General features: G+C 68.4%; 10 protein-coding genes and 1 tRNA gene. 1 reads left to right on the forward strand and 10 read right to left on the reverse strand.

Annotated features, from left to right (window positions below; translation table 11 throughout):
• Nucleotides 1-16 precede the first annotated feature (16 nt).
• Nucleotides 17-1,390, forward strand: coding sequence for a sensor domain-containing phosphodiesterase (locus OCJ37_RS12870; protein WP_263109866.1), 1,374 nt, complete (start codon nt 17-19; stop codon nt 1,388-1,390).
• 437 nt (nt 1,391-1,827) lie between these two features.
• On the opposite strand, the gene pnp is transcribed toward OCJ37_RS12870, so the two are convergent.
• From pnp to OCJ37_RS12920, 10 genes are all read right to left on the reverse strand, one after another.
• Nucleotides 1,828-3,936 (reverse strand): polyribonucleotide nucleotidyltransferase, encoded by a 2,109-nt coding sequence (gene pnp, locus OCJ37_RS12875; protein WP_263109868.1) that lies wholly within the window; start codon nt 3,934-3,936, stop codon nt 1,828-1,830.
• Nucleotides 3,937-4,100: 164 nt separating this feature from the next.
• Nucleotides 4,101-4,361: a 30S ribosomal protein S15 gene (rpsO, locus tag OCJ37_RS12880; RefSeq protein WP_003467392.1), complete on the reverse strand. Its 261-nt coding sequence runs from the start codon at nt 4,359-4,361 to the stop codon at nt 4,101-4,103.
• 209 nt (nt 4,362-4,570) lie between these two features.
• Entirely contained in the window at nt 4,571-5,497 is a 927-nt protein-coding gene (gene truB, locus OCJ37_RS12885; RefSeq protein ID WP_263109886.1) for a tRNA pseudouridine(55) synthase TruB, read from the reverse strand.
• Nucleotides 5,498-5,741: 244 nt separating this feature from the next.
• A complete protein-coding gene (gene rbfA, locus OCJ37_RS12890; protein WP_263109888.1) occupies nt 5,742-6,149 on the reverse strand; it encodes a 30S ribosome-binding factor RbfA in 408 nt (135 codons plus the stop codon).
• A 135-nt stretch (nt 6,150-6,284) separates the two neighbouring features.
• Nucleotides 6,285-8,984 (reverse strand): translation initiation factor IF-2, encoded by a 2,700-nt coding sequence (infB, locus tag OCJ37_RS12895; protein WP_263109890.1) that lies wholly within the window; start codon nt 8,982-8,984, stop codon nt 6,285-6,287.
• A gap of 95 nt (nt 8,985-9,079) precedes the next feature.
• Entirely contained in the window at nt 9,080-10,591 is a 1,512-nt protein-coding gene (gene nusA, locus OCJ37_RS12900; RefSeq protein ID WP_263109892.1) for a transcription termination factor NusA, read from the reverse strand.
• Nucleotides 10,588-11,196: a ribosome maturation factor RimP gene (gene rimP, locus OCJ37_RS12905; RefSeq protein WP_263109894.1), complete on the reverse strand. Its 609-nt coding sequence runs from the start codon at nt 11,194-11,196 to the stop codon at nt 10,588-10,590. Before rimP ends, nusA begins: the two co-directional genes overlap by 4 nt.
• Before the next feature lie 207 nt (nt 11,197-11,403).
• Nucleotides 11,404-11,480: transfer RNA gene (locus OCJ37_RS12910), tRNA-Met, on the reverse strand.
• Nucleotides 11,481-11,691: 211 nt separating this feature from the next.
• Nucleotides 11,692-13,167: an NADH-quinone oxidoreductase subunit NuoN gene (gene nuoN / locus OCJ37_RS12915; RefSeq protein ID WP_263113683.1), complete on the reverse strand. Its 1,476-nt coding sequence runs from the start codon at nt 13,165-13,167 to the stop codon at nt 11,692-11,694.
• A 37-nt stretch (nt 13,168-13,204) separates the two neighbouring features.
• On the reverse strand, nt 13,205-14,707 hold the full coding sequence (locus tag OCJ37_RS12920) for an NADH-quinone oxidoreductase subunit M (RefSeq protein ID WP_263109895.1): 1,503 nt from the start codon (nt 14,705-14,707) through the stop codon (nt 13,205-13,207).
• Nucleotides 14,708-14,711: the final 4 nt, after the last annotated feature.

A 14,711-nucleotide genomic window follows, 5' to 3' on the forward strand; every position in this document is an offset into this window, starting at 1 on the left:
GGCGCATGATCCGGACATGATCAAGCCACCCGACGTTTCGGACCGGATCGAGCGCCCTGGCGATGCCGCTGCCGGGCATGCTCCCGTCGCCTCGGCGATGAGTGAGGACGCGCTGCTGCTGTCGCGGATCATCCTCGCCCAGGGCGAGATCGCCGCGGCCGGCAGCGACCCGCTGCAGGTGGTCGACGTGGTCACCCGCCGCGCGCAGGAGCTGACCCGCTCCACCGGCGCGGTGGTGGAGATGCGCGACGGCAACGACATGCTGTACTGGTCGGCCAGCGGCGTCGCCGAACAGCACCTGGGCCTACGCCTGCCCAGCGACGGCAGCCTGTCCGGGCTGTGCATGCGCAGCGGCCAGGTGCTGCAGTGCGACGATTCGGAAGAGGACCCGCGGGTCAACCTGGCCGCCTGCCGCAAGGTCGGCCTGCGCTCGATGCTGGTGGTGCCGCTGCGCTACGGCGAGCGCGGCATCGGCGTGCTCAAGGTGATGTCGCCGTACCGCTGCAGCTACACCCCGCAGGACGTGCGCACCCTGGAGATGCTGGCCACGCTGGTCGGCGCGACGCTGGCGCTGGCGATGGATCGCGCCGCGCTGCAGACCGACATCGCGCGCCGCCAGAACGCGGAGAAACACGCGTTCCGCGAGAAGGCGGCGATCGCCACGCGGATCCGCGAGGCGATCGCCAACGAGCGCCTGCAGATCGTGACCCAGCCGGTGCTGGCGCTGTCCTCGCAGCGCATCGTCGGGGTCGAGGCGCTGTCGCGGTTCCCGTCCAATCCCACGCTGCCGCCGCTGCGCTGGTTCGAGGACGCGAGCAGGGTCGGGCTGGCGCTGGAGCTGGAACTGGCCGCCGCGCGCAAGGCGCTGGACCTGCTGGCGCAGCTGCCGGCGCCGCTGTACCTGGCGATCAACGTCTCCGCGCAGACCCTGCTGCATCCGCAGTTGGAGGCGCTGCTGCATGGCCACGACCTGTCGCGGGTGGTGCTGGAGATCACCGAGCAGCTGCAGGCGCCGGACTACCCGCGCCTGTCCGCGCACATCGGCGCGCTGCAACGGCAGGGCCTGCGCATCGCCCTGGACGACGCCGGCACTGGCTTCGCCAGCCTGCGCCACCTGCTGCACCTGTCGCCGGACATCATCAAGCTGGACCTGACCCTGACCCGTGGCATCGACGCCGAGCCGCGGCGGCAGCGGCTGGCGCTGGCGATCCTGTCCTTCGCCGCCGAGACCGACGCCAGCGTGATCGTCGAAGGCATCGAGACCGAGAGCGAACTGGCTACGCTGCAGGCGCTGGGCGCGCGCCACGGCCAGGGCTACCAGCTGGCGCATCCGGGCCCGCTGTCGGCGCACCTGGCGCGGTATCCGGCCATCGACGACGGGCCGGCCTGAGTCCGCTGCCAGCCTTGCCAGGGCGTTCCGGCCGGGCATCGTGGCCGGGGCGTTGCGGCTGGCACGATGTTGTGGGAGCGACTTCAGTCGCGACGGGCTGTACCGCCAATGCCCGTCGCGACTGAAGTCGCTCCCACACCGCTCCTCGCCTCTTGGTAGCTGGATCGCCAAGCCGAGATGCGCACTCTCGCCCGCGCCGCCCATAAACCCGAGAGCGCGCGGCAAACCTCATCAAGGCATCTGGATCGACATTGTAGGAGCGGCTTCAGCCGCGACCGTGCATTCACCGGGAACGCTTCGGTCGCGGCTGAAGCCGCTCCTACAGGGGATCGTGGCCTGCCGCCGCATCCAGGCATCCCACGGGCCCGCCCCCTCCCGCGCAAAAAAAAGCGGGCCGAAGCCCGCTTTTTCCTTGGTGCAGCGCTGACGCGGCCGGCTTACTCGGCCGTCACGCCCTCGCCTTCCTCGACGGCCTTCATCGACAGGCGGATGCGGCCCTGCTTGTCGACTTCCAGCACCTTGACCTTGACCAGATCGCCTTCCTTCAGCACGTCGCTGACCTTCTCCACGCGGTCGCTGGAGATCTGCGACACGTGCACCAGGCCGTCCTTGCCCGGCAGGATGGTGACGAACGCGCCGAAGTCCATGATCTTGGCGACCTTGCCTTCGTAGATGCGGCCCGGTTCCACGTCCGAGGTGATCTGCTCGATACGCGCCTTGGCGGCCTGCGCGGCGATCGCGTTGACCGAGGCGATGACGATGGTGCCGTCGTCCTGGATGTCGATCTGGGTGCCGGTCTCCTTGGTGATCGCCTGGATGGTGGAACCACCCTTGCCGATCACTTCGCGGATCTTGTCCGGGTGGATCTTGATCGTCAGCAGGCGCGGCGCGTAGTCGCTCAGCTCCGAACGCGGGGTGGTCAGCGCGCTGGCCATCTCGCCGAGGATGTGCAGGCGGCCGGCCTTGGCCTGCGCCAGGGCCTGCTTCATGATCTCCTCGGTGATGCCTTCGATCTTGATGTCCATCTGCAGCGCGGACACGCCTTCGGCGGTACCGGCGACCTTGAAGTCCATGTCGCCCAGGTGATCTTCGTCGCCCAGGATGTCCGACAGCACCACGAAGTCGTCGCCTTCCTTGACCAGGCCCATCGCGATGCCCGCGACCGGCGCCTTCACCGGCACGCCGGCGTCCATCAGCGCCAGCGAGCTGCCGCACACCGAGGCCATCGACGAGGAACCGTTGGACTCGGTGATTTCCGAGACCACGCGGATCGTGTACGGGAACTCTTCCATGCTCGGCATCACCGCCAGCACGCCGCGCTTGGCGAGGCGGCCGTGGCCGATCTCGCGACGCTTCGGCGCGCCGAAGCGGCCGCACTCGCCCACCGAGTAGGGGGGGAAGTTGTAATGGAACAGGAAGTTTTCCTTGTACTCGCCGCTGACCGCATCGATCACCTGGCCGTCGCGGGCGGTGCCCAGCGTGGTGACCACGATCGCCTGGGTCTCGCCGCGGGTGAACAGCGCCGAGCCGTGGGTGCGCGGCAGCACGCCGGCCTTGACGCTGATCGGACGCACGGTGTCCAGCGCACGGCCGTCGATGCGCACCTTGGTGCTCAGCACCGAACCGCGCATGGTCTGGTATTCCAGCTCGCCGAATTCCTTGGCCAGGTCGGCGGCGACCCAGCCTTCGACCGTGGCGCGCGGCGCCAGCTGCGCCAGCACGTCCTTCTTGATCGCCGAGATCGCATCGCGGCGCTGCAGCTTGTCGCGCACCTGGAAGGCGGAGGCCAGCTGATCGCCGACCGCTTCCTTCAGCGCCGCGATCATGCCTTCGTTCTTCGCCGGGGCGACCCAGTCCGACGGCTTGGTGCCGGCTTCGACGGTCAGCTCGTTGATGATGTTGATGACCTTCTGCATCTCGCGATGGCCGAAGGTGACCGCGCCGAGCATCACTTCCTCAGACAGCAGCGCCGCTTCGGACTCGACCATCAGCACCGCGTTGGCGGTACCGGCCACGACCAGCTCCAGCTGCGAGTCCTTCAGCTCCGACACGGTCGGGTTGAGGATGTACTCGCCGTTCTTGTAGCCGACCTTGGCGGCGCCGATCGGGCCCTTGAACGGGGTGCCGGCCAGCGACAGCGCGGCCGAGGCGCCGATCAGCGCGGCGACGTCGCCGTCGATGTCCGGGTTCATCGACATCACCGTGGCGATGATCTGCACTTCGTTCTTGTAATCCTCCGGGAACAGCGGACGGATCGGACGGTCGATCAGGCGCGAAATCAGCGTCTCCTTCTCGGTCGCACGGCCTTCGCGCTTGAAGAAGCCGCCGGGGATGCGGCCGCCGGCGTAGAACTTCTCCTGATAGTCGACCGTCAGCGGGAAGAAGTCCTGACCTTCGCGCGCGCTCTTGGCGGCGACGGCGGTGACCAGCAGTACGGTGTCGTCCATCTTGACGATGACGGCGCCGCCGGCCTGGCGGGCGATCTCGCCGGTTTCGAGGGTGACGGTGTGCTTGCCGTACTGGAAGGTTTTGGTGATTTTTGCCACGGGGTTTCCTTGGATGATGCTGTCTGCAAATGGACCGCTGACGGCCCATGCCGCTGGCGGGTGGCCGGGAGGATCCGGCCGGCGGCGCGGAGCATTCCCCGGGCCGCGGTACTACCCAAAACAAAACCGCGGCGCATCGCTGCGCCGCGGTCGGGTACGTTGGCTCAGCGACGCAGGCCGAGCTTCTCGATCAGCGCCTTGTAGCGCTCGCCATCCTTCTTCTTCAGGTAGTCGAGCAGGCTGCGGCGGCGGTTGACCATCTGCAGCAGGCCGCGGCGGCTGTGATGGTCCTTCTTGTGGGTCTTGAAGTGGCCGGTCAGCAGCTCGATGCGCGCGGTCAGCAGGGCGACCTGCACTTCCGGGGAGCCGGTGTCGGCGGCGCCGCGCTTGTTTTCTTCGATGACTTTCTGGGTGTCGATGGACATGAGGTTTCTCTAAGATGCGGGGCCGGCAGGAACGTGCGGATGACGCACCGCCTGGCTCGCCGATTGCGAAGGATGCGCCGGAGCGCAGGGATGCCGTAAAGGCCGCGGAATTGTACCGGTCCCGGCCCTGGCGGACAAGGTGTTAACGCCGCGTCACGATCTGCGGCCGTCCGCCCAGGCCTGCTGGACGCGCCCCACTCCGCCGCGGATCACAGGTTGAACATGCGCTGCGGCGCCAGCAGCCCGCTGCCATCGACCTGGCCCAGCCCCAGCGGCAGGCCGTCGGCGTCGAACACCGCCACCGCCCCTGGCGCCCAGGCGGCGTCGCGCAGGCGCTGGCCCATGCGGAAGCGCTGCGCCGCAGCATGGTCCAGGCGCAGCGGCGGGAAATCGGCCAGCCCGGCGGCCAGCGGCAGCAGCAGCGCGTCCAGCGCCGCAGGGTCGTGCGCGGCGAGGTGCTGCAGCTGCTCCAGGGTGGCCATCCGCGGCTCGCGGAACGGCTCCACCCACAGGCGCCGCAGGCCGGCGATGTGCGCGCCGCAGCCCAGCGTCTCGCCCAGGTCGCGGGCCAGGCTGCGGATATAGGTGCCGGAGCCGCAGGCCACGTGCAGGCGCAGGCGCTCGCCCTGGTGGGCGAGCACGTCGATGGCATGCACCTCGACCTCGCGTTCCGGCGCCTCGATCGCCTCGCCGCGGCGCGCCTTCGCGTACAGCGGCTCGCCGCCCTGCTTGAGCGCCGAATAGATCGGCGCGCGCTGGCGGATGCGCCCGCGCAGCGGCGCCAGTGCCGCCTGCAGCGTCGCCGCATCGATCGGCGGCACCGGCCGGGTGCGCAGCACCGCGCCGTCGGCGTCGTCGCTGTCGGTGGTGATTCCCAGCACGACCTCGGCCTCGTAGGCCTTGGCCGAGCCCAGCAGCAGCCCGGCCAGCTTGGTCGCCTCGCCGAAACACAGCGGCAGCAGGCCGGTGGCCAGCGGGTCCAGGCTGCCGGTATGCCCGCCCTTCTCGGCGCGGAACAGCCGCCGCGCCGCCTGCAGCGCCGCGTTGGAACTCATGCCGGCCGGCTTGTCGAGCAGCACGATGCCGTCGAGGCGGCGGAAGGAGATGCGGGGCAGGCGGGGGCCGAAGACAGGCATGGGGCTGGGAGCTTGGGGATTCGGGATTCGGGATTCGGGATTCGGGAATCGGACGGTAAGGCCTGCGGTCGTCGCAGGCCACATGGGATGGCAGGCCGGATGCGGGAAAGCAGGTCGGTCGGACGCACAGCCGGCGCTGCGGAAGCACAAGCCTCCACTGGACATGTGCGGCTTGCCGAGCGCTTCAGGCCACTCGCTGCGCCGATGCGGACGCATGCCGATGCGGATGCACCGGCGGAACGGCTCACGCCTTCGGCGGGGCCGTGTCGTCGCCGTCGTGATCGCCGTCTGCGTCTTCGGCCGCTTGCAGCTCGGGCATGTCGCGCAGCAGGTTGTCGATGCGCTCGCCGCGGTCGACCGAATCGTCGTAGTGGAAATGCAGTTCGGGCACGTGGCGCAGCTTCATCGCCCGCGCCAGTTCGCTGCGCAGCTGCGGCGCCAGCTCCTTCAGGCCCTTGACCGCCTCGCCGGAACGCTCCGGCTGCAACGCGGTGACGAACACCTTGGCATGGGCCAGGTCGCGGCTGATCTCGACATCGGACACGCTGACCGACGGCAGGCCGTGATCGCGCACGGCCGAATGCACGATCGCGCCTAGGTCGCGGCGGATCTGCGCGGAAACACGATCGGTACGGTGGAAAGTCTTGGGCACGGGAATTCGCGATTGGAAAAGGAGGTCGGAACGGATACCGGAACTGAGGCCACCGGCGTTACCGCCCGATGGCCCGATGGAGGCTCGGGACCGGGATTCACGAATCCCCAATCCCGCCCCCCAAATCCCGGCTCCTTACAGCGTGCGCTGCACTTCGATGCGCTCGAAGCACTCGATCTGGTCGCCCGGCTTGACGTCGTTGTAGGCCTTCACGCCGATGCCGCACTCGGTACCGTTGCGGACCTCGTCGACGTTCTCCTTGAAGCGACGCAGCGATTCCAGTTCGCCCTCGAACACCACCGTGTTGTCGCGCAGCACGCGGATCGGCTTGTTGCGCTTGACCACGCCCTCCACCACCATGCAGCCGGCGACCGCGCCGAACTTGGAGCTGCGGAACACGTCGCGCACTTCGGCGGTACCGATGATCTCTTCGCGGATTTCCACGCCGAGCAGACCGGAGGCCACCTGCTTCACCTGGTCGATCACGTCGTAGATGATCGAGAAGTAGCGCAGGTCGATGCCGTTGGTTTCGATGATGCGCCGCGCCGAGGCGTCGGCACGCACGTTGAAACCGATCACCGTGGCCTTGGAGGCCAGCGCCGAATTCGCATCGGACTCGGTGATGCCGCCGACGCCGGAGTGGATCACGTTGATGCGGATCTGCTCGTTGGACAGCGCCACCAGCGACTGCTTCAGCGCTTCCACCGAACCCTGCACGTCGGCCTTGATCACCAGGTTCAGCGACAGCTGGCCTTCGCCCTTGCCGAGCTGCGACATGATGTCTTCCATGCGGCTGCCCGCCGAGGACACCAGGCGCGACTCGCGGCGCTTGGTCTCGCGCTGCTGCGCCACGTCCTTGGCCAGGCGCTCGTCGTCGACCACGACGAAGTCGTCGCCGGCATCCGGCACGCCGGACAGGCCCAGCACCTGCACCGGGATCGACGGACCGGCCTCGGCCGGCTGGCCGCCGGTCTCGTCGAACAGCGCGCGCACGCGGCCGTACTGCACGCCGCACACCAGGTAGTCGCCCTTCTTCAGGCTGCCCTGCTGCACCAGCACCGTCGCCACCGGGCCGCGGCCCTTGTCCAGCGAGGATTCGATCACCACGCCGCTGGCGCGGCCGTCGAACACGGCCTTGAGTTCCAGCACTTCGGCCTGCAGCGAGATCGCGTCCAGCAGCGAGTCGATGCCCGCGCCGGTCTTGGCCGAGACTTCGACGAACTGGGTGTCGCCGCCGAATTCCTCGGCGACCACGTCCTGCGACAGCAGTTCGTTCTTGACCCGCAGCGGGTCGGCGCCGGACTTGTCGATCTTGTTGACCGCCACGATCAGCGGCACGCCGGCCGCCTTGGCGTGCTTGACCGCCTCGATCGTCTGCGGCATCACGCCGTCGTCGGCCGCCACCACCAGCACCACGATGTCGGTCAGCTTGGCGCCGCGCGCGCGCATCGAGGTGAAGGCCGCGTGGCCCGGGGTATCCAGGAAGCTGATGACGCCACGGTCGGTTTCGACGTGGTACGCGCCGATGTGCTGGGTGATGCCGCCGGCTTCGCCGGAGGCGACCTTGGTGCGGCGGATGTAGTCCAGCAGCGAGGTCTTGCCGTGGTCGACGTGGCCCATGATGGTGACCACCGGCGGCCGCGGCAGCTTCTCGCCCTGCCCGTCCTCGGTGTGCGCCAGCAGCGCGTCCTCGGCGTCGGCGCTGCCCGCGCGGACCGGCTTGTGGCCCAGTTCCTCGGTGATCAGCGCCGCGGTGTCGTGGTCGATGGACTGGGTGATGGTGGCCATCACGCCCATCTTGAACAGCGCCTTGACCACGTCGCCGCCCTTCAGCGCGAGCTTCTGCGCCAGGTCGGCCACGGTGATCGTGTCGCCGATCGCCACTTCGCGCACCACCGGCGCGGTCGGGCGCTCGAAACCGTGCGCGCCGCCGCCGCTGCGCGCCGGCTCGGCCTGGCGGCGGCCGCCGCTGTTGCCGCCGCGCGGCTTGCCGCGCACGTTGGAACGGCGCGCGCGATCGGCCGCGGACAGGTGCAGCTGGCCGGCGAAGCGGCTGGTGCTGTCGTCGTCCTCGACGCCGGCGACCATCACGTGCGAGCCGCGGGTCTTGTGCTTGTTGCCGGCGTTGCGGTCGTCGCTGCGCGGCGCGGCCGGCTTGGCCGGATGATGCGGCGCGGCGGCCGGGCGCGGCGCGCGCGGCGCGGCGGCGGCGCCGGTGCCGGCGTTCGGAGCGGCGGCGGACGCAGGCGCGGACGCGGCCGGCGGCGCCGACTCGGCTTCCACCGCGGCCTGCGCGGCCTTGCGTTCGGCTTCCACGCGGTCGCGCGCGTCCTGCTCGGCCTTGCGCTTGCGCTCGATCTCCTCGGCGCGCGCGCGGTCCTGCTCGGCGAGCTTCTGCTGTTCGGCCAGATTGCGCTGCTTGGATTCCTCCAGCTTGCGCAGGATCTCGGCGCGCTCGTCATCCACCCGTCCGCCCGACGACGTGCCCGCGCGCTCGGCGGCCAGATCCTCGGCCGACTTCACGTAGGTGCGCTTCTGCCGGACCTCGACGTTGACCGTGGTCTTGCTGCGACCGGCGCTGACCGTCACTTCCTGCAGCTTGCGCCGGTTCAGGGTGATCTTCTTCGGCGCGGCCTGGGCTTCTTCCTCGACCGGCTTGTCGGTCTTGCCGTGGGTACGGCGCAGGAAGCCGAGCAGCTTCATCTTTTCGGTACTGGTCACGACCTGGTCGGGACCGCTGAACTTCATTCCGGCCTCGGCCAGTTGAACCAGCAGTTTATCGACCGGCGTGTTCACCAGTTCGGCCAGCTTGCGGATGGTGGTTTGCTGCGACATTCGGATCCTATGATCTGGTTGGCGCCCCCTCGCCGCGTGCGAAGGTAGCGCGGATTCTAAGCCCTGATCGGTTCAGGGCGGCATTCATCGCTGACTCATTCGCCGCGCTCCAACCGGGCGATCTCCTCGGCACGGGCGGCCAGGATGAGCGCAGCGGCGCGCTCTTGGTCCAGGTCCTCGATGCCGAACTCGAGGATTTCGTCGGCTGCCAGATCCGACAGGTCCTCGCTGGTGCGCACGCCATGGCTGGCCAGCGCGTAGGCGGTGGCTTCGTCCATGCCGTCCAGCGCCAGCAGGTCAGCCGCCGGCACGCCGCTGTCGTCGCTTTCCTCGGCGGCCAGCGCCTCGTTGAGCAGCGCATCGCGCGCGCGGGCCCGCAGCTCCTCGACGATGTCCTCGTCGAAGCCTTCCACCGCCAGCAGCTCGCCGACCGGCACGTAGGCGATTTCCTCGACCGAGTTGAAGCCCTCGGCGACCAGGATCGCGGCGATTTCCTCGTCCACTTCCAGCTTGTCCATGAACAGCTGGCGGGCGACGGCCTGCTCGGCCTCGGACTTGGCCGCGACCTGCTCGGCGGTCATCACGTTGAGCTGCCAGCCGGTCAGGCGGCTGGCCAGTCGCACGTTCTGGCCGCCCTTGCCGATCGCCTGGGCCAGGCGGTCCTCGGCCACGGCCAGGTCCATCGAGTGCTTCTCTTCGTCGACGATGATCGACTGCACCTCGGCCGGCGCCATCGCGTTGATGACGAAGTTGGCCGGGTTGTCGTTCCACAGCACGATGTCCACGCGCTCGCCGTTGAGCTCGTTGGACACCGCCTGCACGCGCGAACCGCGCATGCCGATGCAGGCGCCGATCGGGTCGGTGCGGGTGTCGTGCGCCAGCACCGCGATCTTGGCGCGGTCGCCCGGATCGCGCGCGCAGGCCTTGATCTCGACCAGGCCCTGACCCACTTCCGGCACTTCCAGCTTGAACAGCTCGATCATGAATTCCGGCGCGGCGCGGCTGATGAACAGTTGCGGGCCGCGCGGCTCCGAACGCACCTCGGCCAGGTAGCCGCGCACGCGGTCGCCGGCGCGCAGCACGTCGCGCGGGATGCCCTTGTCCTTGGGGATGAAGGCCTCGGCGTTGCCGCCCAGGTCGACGTAGATGTTGCCGCGCTCGGCGCGCTTGACCACGCCGGTGATCAGCTCGCCGACCCGGTCCTTCCACGCGTCCACCACCTGCTGGCGCTCGGCCTCGCGCACGCGCTGCACGATCACCTGCTTGGCGGCCTGCGCGGCGATGCGCCCGAAATCCGGGTTCTCGATCTGCTCTTCGATGTAGTCGCCGACGTCCACGCCCTCGGCTTCGTCGACCGCGTCCATCAGGCGGATCTGCCGGTCCGGCGACTCCATCACCACGTCGTCGGCCACCACTTCCCAGCGGCGGTAGGTTTCGTAGTTGCCGTCCTTGTGGTCGATGGTGACGCGCGTCAGCACGTCCTGATCGGGGTAGCGCTTCTTCGCCGCCGAGGCCAGGGCGGCCTCGATCGCGTCGAAGATCACTTCGCGCGGCACGCCCTTTTCGTTGGCCACCGCGTCGACTACCAGCAACAGTTCCTTGCTCATTCTTTCACTCCGCGCGCAGCCTTGTCGGCCGCCGGTTCGTTGGATGGTTTCTTATTGGGTTTTGCGGTCTTGCCGTCCGGCTTCTTGGGAGCCTTGCCCGGCTTGGTCGGGGCCAGGCCCAGCGCCGCCCAGTCGGGCAGGATCCGCGCCTTGTCGATGTTGTCGAAGTCCACCGCCAGCTCGGCGCCGTCGACCTCGAACACGATGCGGCCGGCGTCCACGTCGACCTGGGCGATGCGCCCCTGCAGGCGGCGACGGCCCTGCTGCGGCAGCTTCAGCACCACCTTGGCCGACTCGCCCTGGTGGCGCGCGAACTGCTCGGCGCTGAACAGCGGGCGGTCCACGCCGGGCGAGGATACCTCCAGCGTGTAGTTGCCGCTGATCGGGTCTTCCACGTCCAGCTGCGCCGACACCTCGCGGCTGACCCGCTCGCAATCGTCGATGTTGACGATGCGCTCGGGCTGTTCGGCCAGCGGCACGTCGATGTACAGGCGCAACGTGGCGCCGCCCGGGGCCGGCAGGTATTCCGCCCCCAGCAGTTCCAGGCCCAACGCGTCCACGGTCGGGCCCAGCAGATTCGCGATTTCGTTTGCCTTGTCGCTCACAGCCTGCCTTGCATCAGAATGAATGGAGAATCGGCCCTGGCGGTTTTCCCGGACCCCGGAAACGACAAAGGGCCCGTTGGGCCCCTTATCCGGTACGACTCCGGTAACGCTGGATTCCGGTTGCAAAGACGGGAACATGCGTCTTCGCGAAGCCCAGATTTCCCTACTGCAGGCAACCGATGCACTGGTTGCCGCTGTAGACAAATATGGTAGCGGGGGCAGGATTTGAACCTGCGACCTTCGGGTTATGAGCCCGACGAGCTGCCAGACTGCTCCACCCCGCAGCAGAAGCGGAATTATGAAGAACCAGCGCGATGATTGCAAGCCCTGATTTTCCATCCGACCCGGTGGCGATGCCGCCGGTCTTCGGGCGACATGATAACCGCAAGCGACCGATAGCGGAATACCGATAGCATCGCTCGATGCAGAAACGACAACGCCGCCAGGACGGCGGCGTTGTCGCGAACGGCTTGAAACCAGCGCTTTCGCGCGGAATCAGGCCAGGTGTGCGAAGGCGCGCTGGCACCACGCCATCAGCGGGCTCCAGGCCAGGCCCAGCGCCAGCAGGCCGATCGAATTGACGCCCAGCACCACGCCGAGCACGCGGTCGTCGTTGGCCGGCAGCGGCTCGCCGACCGGCTCGTCGAAATACATCACCTTGATCACGCGCAGGTAGTAGAACGCGCCGATCACCGCGCACAGCACCGACAGGATTGCCAGGCCGGTCCACCACAGGTTGTCGGTCGGCACCGCGACCACTGCGCCGAGCACCGCCAGCTTGGCCCAGAAGCCCAGGAACGGCGGCACGCCGGCCAGCGAGGCCATGATGCACAGCACCAGCAGCGCCATCCACGGGTTGCGCGCGTTCAGGCCCTTGAAGTCGTCGATGTGCTCGGCCTCGAAGCCCCGGCGCGACATCGCGATGATCGCGCCGAACGAGGCGGTGGACATCACCGCGTAGCAGATCGCGTAGAACAGCGCCGCCGCATAGCCGCGCTCGCCGCCGCCGGCCACGCCGAGCAGCAGGAAGCCGATGTGCGAGACGGTCGAATACGCCAGCATGCGCTTGAGGTTGCTCTGCGCCAGCGCCATCAGGTTGCCGACCACCAGCGACAGCGCGGCCAGCCCGCCGACCACCCAGTGCCACTGCTCGGCCAGCGGGCCCACGCCCACTTCCAGCAGCCGGTAGGCCATGCCGAACGCGGCCAGCTTGGACGCGGAGCTGATGAACAGCGCGATCGGCGCCGGCGCGCCCTGGTACACGTCGGGCAGCCACATGTGGAACGGCGCCGCGCCGAGCTTGAACGCCACGCCGGCGATCATGAAGACGGTGCCGGTCAGCAGCAGGGTGCGCTCCTGGCTGGTGCCGATCGCCTCGTGGATGCCGGTCAGGCTCAGCGTGCCGGTGGCGCCGTAGATCAGCGACATGCCGTACAGCAGCAGGCCCGAGGCCAGCGAGCCGAGCACGATGTACTTCATCGCCGCCTCGGTGGCCATGCCGTTGTCGCGGTTCGACGCGACCAGCGCGTAGGAGCACAGCGCCAGCAGCTCCAGGCCCAGGTAGACCATCAGCAGGCTGCCGGCCGAGACCAGGATCATCATGCCGACCGTGGCGAACAGCACCAGCACCGGGATCTCGCCCTGGTACAGCTTGCGCTCGCGCAGGTAGCTCCAGCCGTAGATCAGGGTCAGCGCGCTGAGGCCGACGATCACCGTCTTCATCACGTCGGCGGCGGCGTCGCGCACGAACATGCCGTTGAACACCTCGCCCTGCCCGCCCACCCCGGCCAGCAGCATCGCGAACACCGCGACCAGGATCGCCACCGAGACGATGTGGGTCCAGGCCTTGTTGCGCTCGCTGACGAACAGATCGAGCATCAGCAGGGCGAAGGCGCCGGCGGTCAGCACCAGCTCGGGGAGCAGGGGCGGCAGGTCGACGGCGGTCAGGGGCAGCAGCGCAGGGGTGGTCATCATCAAATCTCTGGAATCATTTCGCTCGACGGCCCGATTACAGCTTGCTGGTGGCGATCTGCGCCGCCAGCTTTGCGATCGAGGGTTCCATCAGGTCGGTCAGCGGCTTCGGATACAGGCCCAGGGCCAGCACGCCCAGCGCGAACACGCCCAGCACCAGCGCCTCGCGGCCGTTGATGTCCTTCAGCTCGGCCACGTGCGCATTGGCCACTTCGCCGAAGAACACGCGCCGGTACAGCCACAGGGTATAGGCGGCGGTGATCACCAGGGTGGTCGCCGCGGCGAAGGCGAGCAGCGGGTGCGCCTGGAAGCTGGCCATGATCACCATGAACTCGCCGACGAAACCGCTGGTACCCGGCAGGCCGGCGTTGGCCATGAAGAACAGCATCGCGAACGCGGCGAACCACGGCATCACGTTGGCCACGCCGCCGTAGTCGGCGATGCGGCGGGTGTGCATGCGGTCGTAGAGCACGCCGACGCAGGAGAACATCGCGCCGGACACGAAGCCGTGCGAGATCATCTGCACCATCGCGCCCTGCAGACCCAGGCGCGCCGCGTCGGTGCTGCCGAAGCCGACCAGGGCGAAGGCGACGAAGGTGCCGAGGGTGACGAAGCCCATGTGCGCGATCGACGAATAGGCGATCAGCTTCTTCATGTCGTCCTGCACCAGCGCGACCAGGCCGACGTAGATCACCGCGATCAGCGACAGCGCGATCACCAGCCAGGCCCATTCGTTGCTGGCATCGGGCAGGATCGGCAGGTTGAAGCGCAGGAAGCCGTAGCCGCCGATCTTCAGCGCGATCGCGGCCAGGATCACCGAACCGGCGGTCGGCGCCTCCACGTGCGCGTCCGGCAGCCAGGTGTGCACCGGGAACATCGGCACCTTGACCGCGAACGCGATCAGGAACGCGAAGAACAGCCAGGTCTGCTCCTTGGAGCTCAGCGACAGCTGGTACAGGTCGGCGAGCTGGAAGCTGCCGCCTTTCAGGTACAGGTAGATCAACCCGACCAGCATCAGCACCGAGCCGAGGAAGGTGTACAGGAAGAACTTGACCGCGGCGTAGATGCGGCGCGGGCCGCCCCAGATGCCGATGATCAGGAACATCGGGATCAGCATCGCCTCGAAGAACACGTAGAACAGCATCGCGTCGGTGGCGGCGAAGATGCCGACGGTGACGCCTTCCAGGATCAGGAACGCGGCCACGTACTGGTTGACGCGCTTCTCGATCGAGGTCCAGGCGCCGATCAGCGCCAGCACCGTGACCAGCGTGGTCAGCACGATCAGCGCCACCGCGATGCCGTCGGCGCCGAGGTTGTAGCCGATGTCGTAGGCCGGGATCCACGCATGGGTCTCGACGAACTGCAGCGCGTCGCTGGCGTAGTCGAAGCCGGTGAGCAGCGGGATGCTCAGCGCGAAGGTCAGCAACGCGACCAGCAGCGACGCCCAGCGCGCCGCCTTGGCGTCGCGCAGCGCGAGGATCAGCGCGCCGCCGAGGATCGGCAGCCAGATCAGGAGAGTAAGCAGGGGCCAGTTCGACACGTGT

It is taken from the genome of Xanthomonas sp. AM6, assembly GCF_025665335.1.
In the GTDB taxonomy this organism is placed as follows: domain Bacteria; phylum Pseudomonadota; class Gammaproteobacteria; order Xanthomonadales; family Xanthomonadaceae; genus Xanthomonas_A.

Bases quoted from the DNA above. Each gene is read 5' to 3' on its own strand.
- OCJ37_RS12870 (WP_263109866.1), top strand. From the start codon at position 17: ATGATCAAGCCACCCGACGTTTCGGACCGGATCGAGCGCCCTGGCGAT.
- rpsO (WP_003467392.1), bottom strand. From the start codon at position 4,361: ATGTCCATCGACACCCAGAAAGTCATCGAAGAAAACAAGCGCGGCGCC.
- truB (WP_263109886.1), bottom strand. From the start codon at position 5,497: ATGCCTGTCTTCGGCCCCCGCCTGCCCCGCATCTCCTTCCGCCGCCTC.
- infB (WP_263109890.1), bottom strand. From the start codon at position 8,984: ATGTCGCAGCAAACCACCATCCGCAAGCTGGCCGAACTGGTGAACACG.
- nusA (WP_263109892.1), bottom strand. From the start codon at position 10,591: ATGAGCAAGGAACTGTTGCTGGTAGTCGACGCGGTGGCCAACGAAAAG.
- nuoN (WP_263113683.1), bottom strand. From the start codon at position 13,167: ATGACCACCCCTGCGCTGCTGCCCCTGACCGCCGTCGACCTGCCGCCC.